The sequence below is a fragment of the Arthrobacter sp. DualSoilB13 genome (genome assembly GCF_055389195.1).
Genome location: NZ_AP035865.1, coordinates 302,646 through 318,255 on the forward strand (window position 1 = coordinate 302,646; position 15,610 = coordinate 318,255).

A 15,610-nucleotide genomic window follows, 5' to 3' on the forward strand; every position below is an offset into this window, starting at 1 on the left:
GGCGGTTAGGGGAGATGGCTTTGTGGGAAGTCTAGACCGTGGGGCCTGGACGGTGGAGAGCCTAGACGCTGACGGTGGCCGGGGCGGCTTCCGCTTCCACCGGCTTCTTGACTGCAAAGCGCTTGAGGGCGATGACCAACAGAGCGGTGATTACCACGCCGACGATGACTGACAGGAAGAACAGCTGGAAGTTATCGATTGCGAAAAACACGAACAGGCCACCGTGGGGAGCCTTGGATGTCACGGCGAAAGCCATTGACAGTGCACCCGTTACTGCACCACCCACCATGCTGGCAGGGATGACGCGCAACGGATCAGCCGCAGCGAAGGGAATCGCACCTTCGGAGATGAAGGACGCTCCGAGGAGCCAAGCAGCCTTGCCGTTTTCGCGCTCCGCCAGGGAGAACAGCTTCTTGTTCAGGACGGTGGCCAGTGCCATCGCGAGGGGAGGAACCATGCCTGCCGCCATGACGGCCGCCATGATCTGCCATGGTGCCTGATTGGCTACGGAAGCAGCTCCCAGTCCGGCGACGGCGAAGGAGTAGGCAACCTTGTTGACGGGGCCGCCCAAGTCGAAGCACATCATGAGGCCCAGGATGATACCCAGAAGGATAGCGCCAGCACCGGTCAGGCTCGAGAGCCCGGAATTGAGGGCGTTGGTCAGGTCCACGATGGGACGCCCGAGGATAATGAACATGAGTCCCGACGCCACGATGGAAGCGACAAGCGGGATAATGACCACGGGCATCAGGCCCCTGAGCCAGCGTGGCACATCCAGCTTGCCGACCTGGTAAGCGACGTACCCGGCCAGCAGGCCGCCAACGATGCCGCCCAGGAAGCCTGCCCCCATGAATCCGGCCACGGCACCGGCTACGAAGCCCGGCGCAATACCTGGCCGGTCTGCGATGGCGTAGGCGATGTAGCCGGCCAACGCGGGCACCAGGAACTGAATGGACAGGTTACCGATCTTGAACAGCACGGCGCCCAAATAAGCACCCAAGGGGCCCCAAGCGTTGTCCGGGAATGCGGTTGGAAGGTTGAAGATGCTGTTCTCAAGGACAATCTTGTCAGCGAAGTCCGTAATGAGGTAACCACCCATCAGGAAGCCCAGAGCCATCAGGAGCCCGCCACCGGCCACGAACGGAATCATGTAGCTGACGCCCGTGAGGAGTGCGCGCTTCAGCTTTTGGCCAATGTGCTCACCCTTTTCCTCCTGGGCGCGCTCAGCCTGCTCTTCGGCACCAAAGTGCGGAACGCGGCGGGCGTGTGGGTCCGTGGCGGCTGCCAGGGCTTCCTCCACCATCTTGGTGGGTTCGTCGATGCCACGCTTGACCGGTGCGTTGATGACCGGCTTCCCGGCGAAGCGTTCCTTGCCGCGTACGTCAACGTCCACGGCGAAGATTACGGCGTCGGCCGCTGCGATGACTGCCGGATCCAGCGGTTTGGCGCCGGAGGAACCCTGCGTCTCTACCTGGAGGTCAACACCCATTTCCTTGGCCGCGGCAACCAGCGAATCTGCAGCCATGTAGGTGTGCGCAATGCCCGTTGGGCACGCGGTGACGGCCACGATGCGCTTGGGTGCGGCAGTCGTCGTCGTGCCGGCGGCGGCGGGTGCGGACTCTGCGGGTGCTGCGGCAGAAGCGGGAGCAGCAGCCGGCTTATCGGCCAGCGCGCCGTCCACGAGGTCAACAATGTCCTGCTCAGTGGCAGCCGCACGCAGCGCTGCCGTGAAGTCCTTTTTGATCAGCGAGCGTGCCAGCTTGGAGAGGAGCTTCAGGTGTTCCTGGTCCGCTCCGTCCGGGGCTGCGATGAAGAAGATGAGGTCAGCGGGACCATCCTTGGCTCCGAAGTCCACCTTGTGGGACAGCCGGGCCATGGCCAAGGCAGGCTCCTGGACGGCGGCTGAGCGGCAGTGCGGGATCGCGATGCCGCCGGGGACGCCGGTTGCGGTCTTCTGCTCGCGGGCGAAGGCGTCGGTAAAGAGCCCTTCAACCTCGGAGGCGCGGCCGGTTGCGGCAACTTTGCCGGCCAGGACGCGGATGACGTCGGCAGGGGAGTCGCCCAGGTTTTGGTCGAGGGTGACCAATTGGGTTGTGATCAGCTGGGTCACTGTGAGTCCTTCTGGAGGGCCGTGATGGTTACGGCATTGGGGGTTGTCTGGTGGACTGCCGGGACAGTGGAGCCTGGCAGCGAAGCAGCAGCGGCACCATGTGCCACGGCTTGACGAAGGCAGTCCTGCGCGGAGCCGCCTTGGGTTGCAGCCAACAAGTAGCCGGCCAGTGAAGAGTCCCCGGCACCCACCGTGCTGACGGCTTTGATGGGCGGATGCGTGGCGAACCACGCCCCGTCTGCGGTCACCAGGACTGCGCCCTTGGACCCGAGTGTTGCGAGAACGGCGCCCACACCGCTGGCGACGACGGCGGCAGCGGCTTGGGCGGCTTTGGCCGGATCCGCTTCCAGTTCGTCAGCTGTGGAGACGTTGGTGAAGCCGGTAGCGGCGGCGAGCTCGGCGAGCTCTTCCGCGTTCGGCTTGAGGAGGTCCGGCTTCCCTGCGGCATCGCCCACCACAGCGGCCGCGAGCGGCGCCCCGGAGGAGTCGATGGCGATGCTTGGGGTGGCCGTGCCGTCCGACTTCGACCGGAGCCGACGAGCGATGGTGGCGTAGAAATCCGCGGGCACTCCTGGTGGGAGTGATCCCGCAAGAACCACCCAGCTGGCGCCACGCGAGCGTTCCAGCAGCAGCCCGATCAGGGCCTCCTGCTGTTCACCGCTCAGTTCCGGGCCGGGTTCGTTGATCTTGGTGGTGACGCCATCCGGTTCGGTGAGCGTGACATTGCTGCGCAGCGCCTGACCGATGGGCAGCGCCGCGAACGGTACACCGCCGTCGTGCAGTCCGGAAAGTACCGGGTCCGAGTCGGCGCCCGGCAGAACGGCCAGAGTGTCCAGGCCGGAGGCCACGAGCGCCCGGGAAACATTGACGCCCTTCCCGCCGGATTCCTGGTGGACAGCGACGGCGCGCTGCACTTCGCCGCGGGCCAAGGCTCCCGGCAGTTCCACCGTGCGGTCCAGGCTGGGGTTGGCGGTCAAAGTGACGATCATGCGACCACCACGTCAACGCCGGCGTCGGCCAAAGCCGCAGCTAGTTCAGCCGAGGGCTGCTGGTCAGTAATCAAGGTGTCAACATCCTTCAGGGTGGCGAACTGGACCAGGGTTTCGGCATCCAGCTTGGAAGAGTCGGCCAGGGCAACCACGCGCCGGGCTGAGGTGACGAATGCGGCTTTGACCGCGGCCTCCTCGGGATCGGGGGTGCTGAGTCCGAACGTTGCGTGGATACCGTTGGCTCCGACGAATGCGATGTCCGGGCGAAGTTTGTAAGCAGCTTCCACAGTGGACTGCCCGACGGCGGCCTGCGTCAGTCCGCGGACACGGCCGCCAAGGATCTGGAGTGCTATGCCTTGGGTGGAGGAGAGCTTGCCGGCGATGGGGATGGCGTGGGTGATGACCACGAGTTCATCGTTTCCGTTGGCCGATGGCGTTTGCTGGGCCAGTAGGTCTGCGAGGGTTTCAGTGGTGGAGCCCGCATCCAGGAGAATGCTTCCCGTGGTGAGCTGGGGGATCAGGGCGAGTGCTGCGCTGGCGATGCGGAGCTTTTCCTCCGGACGTTGTACGGCACGCTCGAGGATGCTCTCTTCGCGGGTGCTGAGGCGGTCCGAAGGGACGGCGCCGCCGTGAACGCGCCTGAGATTGCCGGCGACCTCCAGGGCCGCGAGGTCGCGGCGGATTGTCTCAGTGGTAATGCTGAAACGGTCGGCGAGGTCTGTGACACTCACCCGTCCGCGCTCTGCGACGAGTGCGGAGATCAGATGCTGGCGCTCTTCGGCGAACACTTACCCTCCATTGGTCAAGCTGCTTAGCAGTGCAGCCACATCAGTGACTGCTGTCACAACGATGTGGAATTGCTTGACTCTATCTTTGTTTATGTTGGTAAGTCAATAGAAATCAACATAAACAAAGATTTAGGCAGGGAAGATCTGGGCGAAGATCCGGAGGAGCGCGGCGGTCCAGGGCACGAAAAAGGCATGCCGCGCTCCCTGTAGCGCGGCATGCCCTCATTCGGATCCCGACTGGGGGAGTAGCGGGACCCTGTTCATGGGAGTAAACAGGCGGTGCCTGATGTGCTGGTGGGCAGGCCTACGGCAAACGCCCTGGTTCACCCGGCGTTGGGCGTCCTGGCGTGGGCTCTGCTACGGGTGGTGGTCCCGGCTCCGGCAATGGAACCGGCTCGGGCATGGGACCCGTTTCGCGGGTGGGGTCAGGGTGCGAGGGGTACGAGGGATTCGGTGGCGAACCGCTCATGATCAGGCGCTCCGCCGGTGAGTAGCGTGCTGCGGCCGGAGTCGTCCGGGGTCGCCGGAGGGGTACCTGCTCGAGTTCCACCCAGAGCCCGGATAGTCGATGGGAAGATTGTCCGGATCCGGCGGATCAGGGAGGCTGCGCTTACCGGCCTGGCCGGGCTTGCTGCCCGTGGTTTGAGGCTCATTTCGTTGTGATTCTGCGTGCATGCTGTCCCTCTCGGTAGCTCCGGAAATTTTGGTGTAGCTCCTCATGGCCACCCGGCCTCAGTCAGGCATCTCCATGCGGAAGCCGCAATGACACCCGAGAATGCGCGTGTTGATGAGTACCTCATACATCCGTTGCTGCGCGCCCGGCGACAGGACCAAGGGCGATTGGATCCTTCGCAGCTCGCAACTCTTTGTCTTCATCGGTTCCCCGCAGTGCAGGTATTGACCGCCGAACTGCAGGACGCCTTGAGGGGCACCCGGACGGTTCAGGACTGCTGCAACGCGCCGAACGGAAGCAACGTGCTCATACGAGTACCTACAAACATGGCACTCATACGCAACGTCCACCATGTTGGGTGCCGGCGGATAGTGGGACTGGATGGAGTTCACCAGAAGATGCTGATCTGTATTGCAGCGCGAGCACCAGAGGGGTTCATCGGGTGGCGGATGTGCTTCGTCCGGGACTCTGGACGCTGGCTGAGCCGGCATGGGTTTGTACCTCTGCATCAAAAAGTGAGGGACGCCCGTCTGCATGAGCTCAATAGCCTGGGCCCGTGATCCGGACCATGTGTCGATTGTGCACATAGGTGCACCGCAGATGCAAGGATTCTGTTTTCCGTTGTCCAAAGGGTGACGAGTTGGTGTGAGGCGAACGTAAAATAAGGCATGGACGAAATGAGCGTGGATTTTGCGGTGCCTGATGCTGTCTCTGCGCCCGACGATACTTCGGTGCCTGAGCAGCTGCAGGATCTGGTGATAGACAGCGAAGATGTGGGCGGGTTCCTGCATGAGCTCGCGGTCTTTTCGGCATCCGCGGTGTCACAGGCCGTGGGCTTGGACGTGCTCTGCGGCATCACCCTCAGCCGTCGCCATCGCACCGCCACAGTGGCGGGAAGCAACCACGAGGCCAGGCTGATCGATGAGGTTCAGCAGGCGTACGGTGATGGTCCGTGCTTGGAGGCCATGCGCAGCCGCGTAACGCAGCATGTTGCTGACACCTCCACGGAACAGAGGTGGTCCGAGTACTGCTCAGTCATTGCCGAGCGGGGACATCTGTCCGCTCTCTGCGTTCCCTTGGAACTGGATGAGGGTGCAACGGCGGCGCTTAACTTCTTCGCGCCGCAGGCCAACGCCTTCGATGAAGCAACCATCCGGAATTGCGAACTCTATGCAAGCCAGGCCGAGCGATCGCTGAGACTGGCCGTCCGGATTGGCGTCAAGCAGCAGCACGCTGAGGACCTCCAGGATGCCATGCGGACGCGAACGGTGATCGACTTGGCAAGTGGAATCATCATGGGCCAAAACCGCTGCACGCAGGAGGAAGCGTTCCAGATCCTGAAGAAAGCGTCCAGCACCCGCAACCAGAAGCTGCGGGACGTCGCGGAATCCCTCGTCAAGAGTGTGGCCAGGGAAGCTCCCGTGGCCCATTTCGAGGCCTAGGGCGCTCCCGCTAGCGGATTGGCAGCAGTCTCATCTCTTGTGACGGCTGCCACTGGTGAACTACATTCATACATGGGTTAAGCAGATAGCCCTTGGAGCCTCATGAGGAACCATCCAGGATGGTCCAAAAACTGCACCTTTTTAGCCGTGGCCCCTTTCGGCCGGCTCACAGCGTGCCTCCATGCAGGCTCCTTGAAGGAGCATAAGGAGAATGGCAATGACGCTTGGATCCCCGATTCCCGCCCCGCAGCCTGCAAGCCGACGGGCACCTGCAACAGTTGATACCGGAGCACGCCCGTGGTGCACCGTTTGCAATACTGATTCCTACGTTTTCGTAGAGACGGTTGTGGAAGCAACACCGAATCAGTCGGAGATCGTCGAAGTCAGCTACACCTGTAGCGAATGCGATACGTTCTACGCCCACGCAGTCCGCCTGGACGCGCTGGTTCCCGCCATCCAAAGTGAATTTCTTTCCACTTCAGCAGCCGGGCTCTGGTTCAGCTGCACCCACTGCGGCGATCCCATGACCCTGGGGCGCCCCACGGAGCGCGTCATCGAGGCGCCCCGGACCACTGACGATCCGGAGAGCCCCAGCCTGCTTGAGGTGTACCTGCAAACGCAGGTGCTCCATTGCCGTTGCGGTTTTCAAATGGAGGTTCCGCGCCACGTTGGCTAACCGCCGTCTCTAAAAAACTAACGGTTGGGAGGGGGGTTATGCGTACCTTTGGCGTCGAAGAAGAATTGCTGATCGCAGATCCTGAGGACGGGTTGCCCTTGGCTCTGGCCTCCGGACTCCTGGATGTGGCCGCCCCCTCCCACGCGGAATGGGATGCCGGCGGTGGGCCGTCGCTGAAGTCCGAGTTCAAGCAGGAACAGATTGAGGTTAACTCGCTCCCGTGCCGGACCGCCCAGGAGTTGCGGGCTCAAATCCGTTCAGGGCGGGCGTTGGCCGACTCTGCAGCCCGGGCGGTGGGAGCACGCGTTGCTGCGCTGGCCACGCCTCCGGTGTTTCACGCGACCCCCACCACCGGAAACCAGCGCTACGCCACCATGGGCAAGGAATTCGGCCTGATTTCCCGCGAGCAACTCACCTGCGGCTTCCACATCCACGTGTCCATCGAGTCGCCGGACGAGGGCGTAGCCGTGCTGGACCGGATGCGGCACTGGCTGCCGGTCCTCCTGGCCCTCAGCGCGAACTCACCCTACTGGATGGGTGCTGACACGGGGTTCGCCAGTTACCGCACGCAGATCTGGAACAGGTGGCCCACCGCAGGTCCCATGGATGTTTTCGGCTCGGCTGCCGGATACCGGGCGGTACTTGCGGAACTGCTGGGCACAGGAGTTCCGCTGGACGAGGGAATGATCTATTTCGACGCGCGCCTGTCCAGAGGGCACCCCACCGTGGAACTCCGGATCGCCGATGTCTGCCTCTACGCCGAGGATGCGCTCACTATCGCGCTCCTCGCCCGTGCCTTGGTGGAAACGTCGGCGGGCGAATGGCGGAAGGGCGGACCGCCGTCGGGCACTTTGACTCCGGTGATCCGCATGGCCAACTGGAAAGCCAGCCGTTTTGGCGTCAACAACCAACTGCTGCATCCGCTGGAGCAGGCCCCTTATGCTGCCGCGGACGTGGCGGGTGCCCTGCTCCGGCACATCCGTGGCGCCCTGACGGCAACCGGGGACCTGGCCCTCGCGCGGACGGGGGTGGCGAACATCCTCCGGCGCGGGACCGGCGAACGGCTGCAGCGACAGGCCTATGGCCAGCGGCGGCGACTGTCCGACGTCGTCTCCGCCGCCATTGCCTCTACCCACAATTACGATGAGCGATCCGACGCCGGCCTCTTGAGTCGCTAAGAAGTACGACGACGGCGGAGGTCACCTCGAGCGCTGGAGACGCCCCACCGGGGTGACCTCCCGCCGTCGCGCCTGATAATCAGCCCTGGTTGATGCGGATCATGTTGCCGGAAGGGTCACGGAAAGCGCAGTCGCGGGGACCCCATGGCTGGTCGATCGGTTCCTGGAGTACTTCGGCGCCGGATGCACGAAGCTTTTCGAAGGTGGCGTCAAGATCATCGGTGGTGAAAACCAGCATGGGCATGACGCCCTTAGTAAGCAGCTCCTGGATGGCGTCGCCGTCCGCCTGTGACCGGCCGGCGTGCGGCGGGGAAAGGACCAGTTCAAGATCAGGGTGGGCGTCGCTGCCGAGGGTGACCCAGCGCTGACCGTCCGAGCCGACGTCGTTCCGGACCTCGAAACCGAGTGCATCCCGGTAGAAGGCGAGGGACTCGTCAACATCGTTGACAGTGACGTGTGCGTATTTCAATGAAATGTTCATGAATCACACGCTATGGCAGCTACGATGCGGGCGCTTCTTCAATCCTGCTCATGTTCTTGCTGCCGCTTCTTTCAGGACGCGTGTGCTGCTTGGCAATACAGCTGGGCATGGCCTTGACGGCATGGTGCTCACGGGCACGGTATTCACTGGGGTTCATGCCGACGATCTCCGTGAAGCGCGTGCTGAAGGAGCCCAGCGATGTACAACCGACTTCCATGCAGGCGTCGGTGACCGAAGTTCCCGCCCGGAGCAGGGCCATAGCCCGTTCGATCCGTCTGGTCATGAGGTAGTTGTACGGCGATTCTCCGTAGGCGGCCTTGAACTGGCGTGAGAAATGCGCGGGGGACATCAGGGCGCCGGCGGCCATGGTGGGCACGTCCAGGGGACGCGCGTATTCGCGGTCAATGAAGTCGCGGGCGCGCCGCAGATGGGCCAGGTTGGCCAGTTCCTGCGGAGTCATGGGCACAGTCTACGGAGTCATGGGCACGGTCCACTAGGCTCGTGCCCATGGAATCAGTGGTGTGGTCAAAGCCCGGGAACCAGCGCAAGGGCACGCCTTTGCTGGTGATGATGCACGGTTATGGGACCAGCGAGCAGCGGATGGTAAACCTCTTTCCGAACCTCCCCGGCGAGTTCACCTGCGCAGCGCTGCGAGGTCCCAAGGTCATCGGCGACGATTATGGCTGGTTCCTGCTTGACTATTTCCTCACCAACGACTTCGCGGATGTTATGGCGTCCACCAATGCGGTGTTCAACTGGATCAATTCGGTCAAGGACAATCACAGCAGCGTCAGCCTGCTGGGCTATTCGCAGGGCATGGCCATGGCCAGCACCCTCCTCCGCCTGCGGCCCAGCGCTTTTAAGGCCACCGTCGGCCTGTCCGGGTTCGTGCTGGACAACGATCTCCTGGCCTTGAGTGAGTCCTTCGATGTTCCGCCTCCGTTCTTCTGGGGGCGGGACACGGCCGATCCCGTGATCAATGAGGATGCCATAGCCCACACCGAGGAGTGGCTGAACGCCAATGTAGCCCTGACGGCCCGCACCTACCCTGGGATGGGGCACAGGATCGAACCGCCGGAACTGGTGGATGTGAGCGCGTTCCTGAAGTACTACGTTCTGGACGGCGACAAGTAACGGGCGCGAGCCCCGCATGAGGGCCGGGACACCGGATTAGAAGGCATGCAGCCTCCGGAATCAAGCTTCCGGTGAGATTCGCGTCACAATTTCGTATTCGAGCGCACTCTATTGAATGACAAAATTGTAAGCGCTTACACTTTTGGCTGGTGACCCGGCTCGGGGCATACGCCAAGACGTCAGGCGAGGATGGAAAGGGTTGAGGCCGTGTTGCATGGTTAGGACTCACAGGGTGACAATCCAGGACGTTGCCGTCTTGTCCGGATTGTCCATTTGCACGGTGTCGCGGGCTCTCAGGAATCTCCCCAATGTTTCTGAAAAAGCACAACGACACGTGGCGGAAGCCGCCAGCAAACTTGGCTACAAAGCCTCAGCCGCAGCGTCCAGGCTCGCCGGTGGAAGCACGGGATCGGTGGCAATCGTCGCCCCGACAGCCACGGCCTGGTTTTTCGCCCAGGCTGTGGAAGCCGCCGAGGAAGTCTTCGGAGACAGCGGGTACGACACCGTCCTGATCAGCCTGCGCAACAAAGCCAGCGTGCGGACGCAGTTCTTTGCGGATCTTGGAAACCTCGCGCAAAGAGTGGACGGACTGCTCCTGCTCAACGTTGACCTCGCGCCCCATGAACTGGAAGCGTTGGAGGCCTCCGGGCTCGCAGTTGCCAGCGTGGGCATGCGAAATGTTCCGTGGGACAATGTAGGTATCGATGACGAGCACGCAGCCTGGCAGGCTACCCAACACCTGCTGGGGCTGGGCCATTGGGACTTGGCCGTTCTTTCGAGCAATGAACACCCCGTTGTAACTGAGACGCCACGGTTCCGCGGCTTCAGGCGTCGCTGGATGAACACCACCTCACCGTCCACCCGGACCTTGTGGTGGGAACCGGGCCAAGCATCGACGACGGCAGACGGGCCATGACTGAACTCATGACCCGTGGCGGGAGGCCCACTGCAGTGTTCGCTCACTGTGACGAGGCCGCGTTCGGTGCGCTGATGGCGCTGCGGGAACACGGCCTTTCCGCGCCCAAGAACGTGTCCGTGATCGGCATAGACGATCACCCCATGAGTTGGTTCCTTGGCCTGAGCACTGTGGCGCAACCCGTTGCCGACCAAGGCGCCTTCGCAGCAAACCTGCTGTGCGAACGCCTGCTAAATACTGAATCCCCCCATCAACCCTCCAACCACCTGCTCGATACCAAGCTCATCGAACGCAAAACCACGCGCCACAAGCGCTGAACGGAACAATGCACATGACTGATCTTCGTAATGCCTGGACCGGCGCCTCGGCGCTGTTGTTCGACCTCGACGGCGTGCTGACGCCCACGGCCGTGGTGCACGAACAGGCCTGGCAGGAACTTTTCGATGGCTATCTGGCCAGTACGGGCCACCCGCAGGGTTACCAGGAGAGCGACTACTTCGATCACATCGATGGCAAGCCCCGCTTCGATGGTGTCCGTGATTTCCTGACGTCCCGCGGGATCGCCCTCCCTGAAGGTCCGGTGAATGACCACCCGGACAACGAAACCGTGCAGGGTTTGGGCAACCGGAAGAATGCCATCTTCAACGAGATCGTGGATTCCCGCGGTGTTGAGCCGTACGAGGGTTCGGTCAAGTTCATCAATGCTGCGGTGGAGCTGGGGCTGAAGGTCGCGGTCGTCTCTTCCTCCCGGAACGCGCCTGCGGTTCTGAAGGCCGCCGGGCTTGACCACCACTTTGAGGTGGTGGTGGACGGTATGGTTGCCGCCGGCGTCGGACTGCCCGGTAAGCCGGACCCGGCCACCTACGTCTATGGGGCGGGTCTGCTGGGCGTGCCTGTGGAGGAATGCATCGTGGTGGAGGATGCAGTATCCGGCGTTCAGGCTGGCGCAGGTGCCAATTTTTATGCCGTGATCGGCGTGGACCGCGGAGCCGGCCGCCAGACCCTGCTGGACGCGGGCGCCACGCTGGTGGTCGACGACCTCAACGATCTTCTCTGACCCTACTTTCTACGAAGGACAACAACTGCCCATGGCACTCATCAGCTCCGACCGGCTTCGCTTCCCCTGCGAGCCCTGGAAGCTCGTGGAAAACATCCACGTCCCCGGTGACGAGGGAACGCTGGAAACGCTGTTTGCGCTTGGCAACGGCCACCTTGGCATCCGTGGCTCACATTCAACAGCGGGCGACGGCGAGCTTCCCGGAACGTTCATTAACGGTTTCCATGAGATCTGGGACATCAAGCACGCCGAGAACGCCTACGGTTTTGCCCGGACAGGCCAGAGGATCGTCTATGTGCCGGACGCCAACAATTTCACCGTATCCATTGATGGCGAGGCCTTGAGCCTGGCCGAATCCATGGTGTTGGACTACCACCGTAGTGTGGACTTTTCCACAGGCGTCTACGAGGAAAGCATCACCTGGGCCTGCCGTTCCGGCGCCACCGTCACCACGGTAGAGCGCCGCGCTGTGGGCTTCGATTCCCGCGGATGTCTTGGCCTGGAGCTGTCGCTGACAGCGGACCGGGACGTGTCCGCGGACATCACCTCCGGCGTCGTGAACCGCCAGGACCAGCCTGTGGAGGACCACTCGGTCCATGACCCGCGCCGCTCCGGCCGGCACGCGGGCCGGGTCCTGCTGCCGCTGCACCTCCAGGGTGCCGACGGCTCACTTCGCCTCGCCTGGGAGACCTCCGAGTCCCGCCAGCGTGTGGCCATGGCCGTGGATCACTGGATTTCCGCTGAAGGCCAGCCTTTTGAGACCTTGGTGGCTGAGGATGACTCTTCTGTCCGCTACGTTTTGGCCATCCACGACGGCGACACGTTCCGTTTGGAGAAGTCGGTCAGCTATGTGGTGGCCGGGTCCTCGGACGCCGAGGACCGCGGCGAAAGCCTCGCGACGGAAGCCGAAGCAAACCTCGTGCCTTTCGCCGACATCCTGGCCCAGAGCAAGGCCCACTACGCCGAGTACTGGACCACGGCCGACGTCTACATTGGGGGACAGCCGGAGATGCAACAGGCCGTGCGCTGGGGCTTGTTCCAGCTGGCACAGGCCACTGCGCGTGCCGGTGTGGCGGGCATTCCTGCCAAGGGAGTGAGCGGTTCCGGATACGAGGGCCACTATTTCTGGGACCAGGAAATCTACCTCCTGCCGTATCTGACCTACACCAACCCTTGTGGTGCCAGGAAGGTCCTGGAATCACGTCACGCCATGCTGCCCGACGCCCGGGTGCGGGCCAAGGAGCTCAGTGTGGACGGTGCGCTGTTCCCGTGGCGTACCATCAATGGCCTGGAAGCCAGTGCCTACTACGCAGCCGGAACGGCCCAGTTCCACATTGCTGCTGCCATCGCCTTTGCAGCCAACCGTTACGAGTGGGCCAGCGGCGATGCCACCTTCCGTGGGGAACTGGGCGCTGACCTGCTGATCGAGACGGCCCGCATGTGGGCTTCGCTGGGTTTCTTCGGCAAGGACGGACTGTTCCATATCCATGGCGTTACGGGTCCGGATGAGTACACGGCTGTGGTCAATGACAACCTGTACACCAACGTCATGGCGCGCTTTAACCTTCGGGCTGCAGCTGCGCTGGAAGACGAAGGCGTCAGCGATACCGAGCGTCTGGTGTGGCGGCAGGCGGCCGAGCGGATGTCGCTGCCCTACGATCCGCACCTGCAGTTGCACAGCCAGGACAACGACTTCATGACCCTGGAGCCGTGGGACTGGAACACGCCCAAGTCCAAGTACCCGCTGCTGCTGAATTTCCACCCGTTGGTGATCTACCGGCACCAGGTCCTCAAGCAGGCCGATACGGTGCTGGCGATGTTCCTGCAGTGGCAGGACTTCACGGCTGAGGAGAAGCAACGCGCCTTCGACTTCTACGATCCCATCACAACCGGCGACTCCACCCTGTCCGCTTGTGTGCAGGGCATCATGGCGGCCGAGGTGGGCTACGGTGACGTCGCGTTGCAGCACTTCACCGAGGCACTGTTCATTGATCTGGACAACTCGCACGGCAATACCATCGACGGCGTCCACATCGCCTCCACGGGCGGTATTTGGAGCTCCTTGGTATGCGGCTTCGCTGGTATGCGGGACCAGGGCGAAGTTTTGCGCTTCGATCCCCGCCTGCCTGTGGAGTGGGAAGGCCTGTCCTTCCGGCTTAAGGTGCAGGGACGTTTGTTGGCCGTGGATCTCGCACAGGGTTCCATCGCCCTGACACTTGTATCCGGGGAGGACTACAGCCAGGAGCCACTGCGCATTGACGTGCGGGGGGACAACGTCACCGTTGGTGCGGACACCGTCACGGTGCCGCTGGACACCGTACCCGTCCCGCCGCCGTCGATCTTCCCCAGCGTCTTCCCGACGGCGGGCCTTCCGATCATCCGATAGTTCAGGCTTTCCCGGGACTACTTTGCGGCGAGGTCCATGGTGGTCAGGCGCAGCCACAACCACAGGCGTTTCTGCGGGTCCGCCAGGTCCAGGTTGAAATCCCCGGCCAGGCGGGCCACGCGGTAACGGACGGTGTTGTTGTGTACATGGAGTTCAGCGGCCATGGCGGAAATGTTCCCGTTGGTGGCAAGGTAGGCGCGGAGGGTGTCCAGGTAGTCCGTCTGCTGCTCGGCATCGCGGGCTTGAATCCTGGCGATCTGGTCCGCGCCGCCCAGCCCGTTGTCTTCAATAAACTCCCCGATTTTCAACAGGTTCAGGGGGATCTGGAAGTCCTCATGGAGCGCCACGCCAGGCGACTTCCCCTGCCGCGACTTCCCCTGACTCGACTTAAGCTTCAGCAGGTAGTGCAGGGTTTGGATTGCCTCGGACCTGGACCGGGGCAGGTGCTCGATGTCGTGGGCGATGCCACCCACTGTGGCGATAACGGGGAACGAGCTGATGGTGTGCGAATATGCTTCGATTTCCTGGATGATCCGCCCGTGCGCAGCTCGCGGCTCAGCCCCGTTACAGGGCAGCAGTGCATAAACCACCGACCCGATCAGGGCACTGTGGCTGGTGCCGAACTGCACGTTGCATACCGTTGTTACCAAGTGCAGCAGCCGGTGGATGTCGCGCACGGATTCCAGGCTGCCGGTCTCCGGACGGACAATTGAAAATGCTGCCACGGCCAGGCCATTTACGGTATCCAATCCCAACTGCGCGGCCGCGAACGATGCGTGCGGGGTGTCGTCCATGAGCGTCCGGATGAGGTCGGCGTTGCGTCGTTCCCCAAAGTCGGAGGCCGAGCGGGCGTGGAGCATGTGCAACCCGGCCAAGGGCGCCATCCGGTCCAAAGCATTCAAAGCCGTGACGCGTTTCTCCTCGCCGGGGTCGATGATCCAGATGGAACCCAGCAGCTCTCCGCCTGCCCGGACGGCCAGCGCAAGTCGCGCCATACCGTCGTCGAGCGCCGGTACCATCACCGCTCCCGGGGCGTCGTAGACCATCTTGAAATCCTGGTCGAAAGCTGGCTGGATGGTTTCCTGCAGGGTCAGCGTGGTGATGCGCCGGAGTTCATCGATTGGCTGCCCGGGCAGTGTGGAATAGCCCAGGATGCGTCCCAGCGGATCCACAATGCTTGCCGCGCCGTTGGTCATGGAAGCCGCGGCATTGGCGAAAGCGTAGAGGTCACCTAACCGGACCCCGGACACCGAGTCTGCGGCAGCGCCCATCACCGAGGCCCGCGCTAGCGCCACCAATCGGGTCCAGTCGGCATGATCCGGCGCCACGAGCAGTGACAGGCTGTGCCGGACTGCCGCTGCACGCAACTCCTCCATCCGGGCCCCGTGCGCTTTGACGATCACCGCCGCTGCGCTGCTGTTCGCTGCCCTGTGGAGGAGTTGGTCAAAATCAGGGGATCCGTACGTGCACCCCACGGCCAGGATGATGCGGTCGTCCACGCTGGACCAGTTGTCCAAGGGGTCGTACATCAGTACGTCTGACACTGGATGCCCCAGGTTCTCAGGCGTGGGGTTGGCGTGCACCAGATCGGCCTGCATGAGCTGGATGCAATCGGACAACCGGACAGTGGTTTGCTGCATGCCGGACTGCTGCGTCCCGGACTGGGAGCGCTCGGTGGTTCGGGGCTCTGGAAGCGTCTCTGCTGGATCCATAGCTGGACGTTATCACAAGCCTATTTCTTATCTTATGGAGGAATTCACATATTGAGTGGAGGAGATCT

At 62.8% G+C, this 15,610-nt stretch carries 14 protein-coding genes and 1 pseudogene; 8 read left to right on the plus strand and 7 right to left on the minus strand.

Going from position 1 to position 15,610, the window contains the following annotated elements; all coding sequences use genetic code 11:
- Positions 1 to 61 precede the first annotated feature (61 nt).
- The 3 genes from ACZ5J0_RS01495 to ACZ5J0_RS01505 are packed head-to-tail and all read right to left on the minus strand — an operon-like array spanning position 62 to position 3,887.
- Positions 62 to 2,110: a PTS fructose transporter subunit IIABC gene (locus ACZ5J0_RS01495; protein ID WP_464094006.1), complete on the minus strand. Its 2,049-nt coding sequence runs from the start codon at positions 2,108 to 2,110 to the stop codon at positions 62 to 64.
- Entirely contained in the window at positions 2,107 to 3,099 is a 993-nt protein-coding gene (locus ACZ5J0_RS01500; RefSeq protein ID WP_464094007.1) for a 1-phosphofructokinase family hexose kinase, read from the minus strand. The genes ACZ5J0_RS01495 and ACZ5J0_RS01500 overlap by 4 nt, the downstream gene beginning before the upstream one ends.
- The gene (locus ACZ5J0_RS01505; RefSeq protein WP_464094008.1) at positions 3,096 to 3,887 is read right to left on the minus strand and encodes a DeoR/GlpR family DNA-binding transcription regulator; all 792 of its coding nucleotides are present in this window, start codon (positions 3,885 to 3,887) and stop codon (positions 3,096 to 3,098) included. Before ACZ5J0_RS01505 ends, ACZ5J0_RS01500 begins: the two co-directional genes overlap by 4 nt.
- A gap of 69 nt (positions 3,888 to 3,956) precedes the next feature.
- Here ACZ5J0_RS01505 and ACZ5J0_RS01510 point away from each other — a divergent pair, with 69 nt between their 5' ends.
- Positions 3,957 to 4,097: a hypothetical protein gene (locus ACZ5J0_RS01510; protein WP_223941508.1), complete on the plus strand. Its 141-nt coding sequence runs from the start codon at positions 3,957 to 3,959 to the stop codon at positions 4,095 to 4,097.
- A gap of 215 nt (positions 4,098 to 4,312) precedes the next feature.
- Here the strand turns inward: ACZ5J0_RS01510 and ACZ5J0_RS01515 are convergent, their stop codons facing one another.
- Positions 4,313 to 4,540 carry a hypothetical protein gene (locus ACZ5J0_RS01515; protein WP_464094009.1) on the minus strand — a complete coding sequence of 76 codons (228 nt, stop codon included), beginning with the start codon at positions 4,538 to 4,540 and terminating at the stop codon, positions 4,313 to 4,315.
- Positions 4,541 to 5,228: 688 nt separating this feature from the next.
- Between ACZ5J0_RS01515 and ACZ5J0_RS01520 the strand changes: the two genes are divergently transcribed.
- From ACZ5J0_RS01520 to ACZ5J0_RS01530, 3 genes are all read left to right on the plus strand, one after another.
- A complete protein-coding gene (locus tag ACZ5J0_RS01520; protein WP_166841111.1) occupies positions 5,229 to 6,002 on the plus strand; it encodes a GAF and ANTAR domain-containing protein in 774 nt (257 codons plus the stop codon).
- 217 nt (positions 6,003 to 6,219) lie between these two features.
- On the plus strand, positions 6,220 to 6,678 hold the full coding sequence (locus ACZ5J0_RS01525; protein WP_223941510.1) for a hypothetical protein: 459 nt from the start codon (positions 6,220 to 6,222) through the stop codon (positions 6,676 to 6,678).
- Between the two features lie 38 nt (positions 6,679 to 6,716).
- Positions 6,717 to 7,856: a glutamate--cysteine ligase 2 gene (locus ACZ5J0_RS01530; RefSeq protein ID WP_464094010.1), complete on the plus strand. Its 1,140-nt coding sequence runs from the start codon at positions 6,717 to 6,719 to the stop codon at positions 7,854 to 7,856.
- A gap of 79 nt (positions 7,857 to 7,935) precedes the next feature.
- Here the strand turns inward: ACZ5J0_RS01530 and ACZ5J0_RS01535 are convergent, their stop codons facing one another.
- Together ACZ5J0_RS01535 and ACZ5J0_RS01540 are read right to left on the minus strand one after the other, a co-directional pair.
- Entirely contained in the window at positions 7,936 to 8,337 is a 402-nt protein-coding gene (locus ACZ5J0_RS01535; protein ID WP_464094011.1) for a VOC family protein, read from the minus strand.
- A gap of 19 nt (positions 8,338 to 8,356) precedes the next feature.
- Positions 8,357 to 8,797 carry a helix-turn-helix transcriptional regulator gene (locus ACZ5J0_RS01540; protein WP_223941512.1) on the minus strand — a complete coding sequence of 147 codons (441 nt, stop codon included), beginning with the start codon at positions 8,795 to 8,797 and terminating at the stop codon, positions 8,357 to 8,359.
- 47 nt (positions 8,798 to 8,844) lie between these two features.
- Here ACZ5J0_RS01540 and ACZ5J0_RS01545 point away from each other — a divergent pair, with 47 nt between their 5' ends.
- From ACZ5J0_RS01545 to ACZ5J0_RS01560, 4 genes and pseudogenes are all read left to right on the plus strand, one after another.
- Positions 8,845 to 9,471, plus strand: coding sequence for an alpha/beta hydrolase (locus tag ACZ5J0_RS01545; RefSeq protein ID WP_464094012.1), 627 nt, complete (start codon positions 8,845 to 8,847; stop codon positions 9,469 to 9,471).
- Positions 9,472 to 9,685: 214 nt separating this feature from the next.
- Positions 9,686 to 10,704 (plus strand): annotated as a pseudogene (locus ACZ5J0_RS01550) (LacI family DNA-binding transcriptional regulator).
- Between the two features lie 8 nt (positions 10,705 to 10,712).
- The gene (locus ACZ5J0_RS01555) at positions 10,713 to 11,444 is read left to right on the plus strand and encodes an HAD family hydrolase (RefSeq protein ID WP_142937018.1); all 732 of its coding nucleotides are present in this window, start codon (positions 10,713 to 10,715) and stop codon (positions 11,442 to 11,444) included.
- A 31-nt stretch (positions 11,445 to 11,475) separates the two neighbouring features.
- The gene (locus ACZ5J0_RS01560; protein WP_250820646.1) at positions 11,476 to 13,830 is read left to right on the plus strand and encodes a glycoside hydrolase family 65 protein; all 2,355 of its coding nucleotides are present in this window, start codon (positions 11,476 to 11,478) and stop codon (positions 13,828 to 13,830) included.
- Positions 13,831 to 13,847: 17 nt separating this feature from the next.
- On the opposite strand, the gene ACZ5J0_RS01565 is transcribed toward ACZ5J0_RS01560, so the two are convergent.
- Entirely contained in the window at positions 13,848 to 15,542 is a 1,695-nt protein-coding gene (locus tag ACZ5J0_RS01565; protein WP_250820645.1) for a PucR family transcriptional regulator, read from the minus strand.
- Positions 15,543 to 15,610: the final 68 nt, after the last annotated feature.

What these genes read in the sequence shown, in the direction of transcription:
- ACZ5J0_RS01540 (WP_223941512.1), bottom strand. Translation starts at nt 8,797, where the DNA reads ATGACTCCGCAGGAACTGGCCAACCTGGCCCATCTGCGGCGCGCCCGC.
- ACZ5J0_RS01500 (WP_464094007.1), bottom strand. Translation starts at nt 3,099, where the DNA reads ATGATCGTCACTTTGACCGCCAACCCCAGCCTGGACCGCACGGTGGAA.
- ACZ5J0_RS01545 (WP_464094012.1), top strand. Translation starts at nt 8,845, where the DNA reads ATGGAATCAGTGGTGTGGTCAAAGCCCGGGAACCAGCGCAAGGGCACG.
- ACZ5J0_RS01525 (WP_223941510.1), top strand. Translation starts at nt 6,220, where the DNA reads ATGACGCTTGGATCCCCGATTCCCGCCCCGCAGCCTGCAAGCCGACGG.
- ACZ5J0_RS01560 (WP_250820646.1), top strand. Translation starts at nt 11,476, where the DNA reads ATGGCACTCATCAGCTCCGACCGGCTTCGCTTCCCCTGCGAGCCCTGG.
- ACZ5J0_RS01565 (WP_250820645.1), bottom strand. Translation starts at nt 15,542, where the DNA reads ATGGATCCAGCAGAGACGCTTCCAGAGCCCCGAACCACCGAGCGCTCC.
- ACZ5J0_RS01515 (WP_464094009.1), bottom strand. Translation starts at nt 4,540, where the DNA reads ATGAGCCTCAAACCACGGGCAGCAAGCCCGGCCAGGCCGGTAAGCGCA.
- ACZ5J0_RS01535 (WP_464094011.1), bottom strand. Translation starts at nt 8,337, where the DNA reads ATGAACATTTCATTGAAATACGCACACGTCACTGTCAACGATGTTGAC.
- ACZ5J0_RS01530 (WP_464094010.1), top strand. Translation starts at nt 6,717, where the DNA reads ATGCGTACCTTTGGCGTCGAAGAAGAATTGCTGATCGCAGATCCTGAG.
- ACZ5J0_RS01520 (WP_166841111.1), top strand. Translation starts at nt 5,229, where the DNA reads ATGGACGAAATGAGCGTGGATTTTGCGGTGCCTGATGCTGTCTCTGCG.
- ACZ5J0_RS01555 (WP_142937018.1), top strand. Translation starts at nt 10,713, where the DNA reads ATGCACATGACTGATCTTCGTAATGCCTGGACCGGCGCCTCGGCGCTG.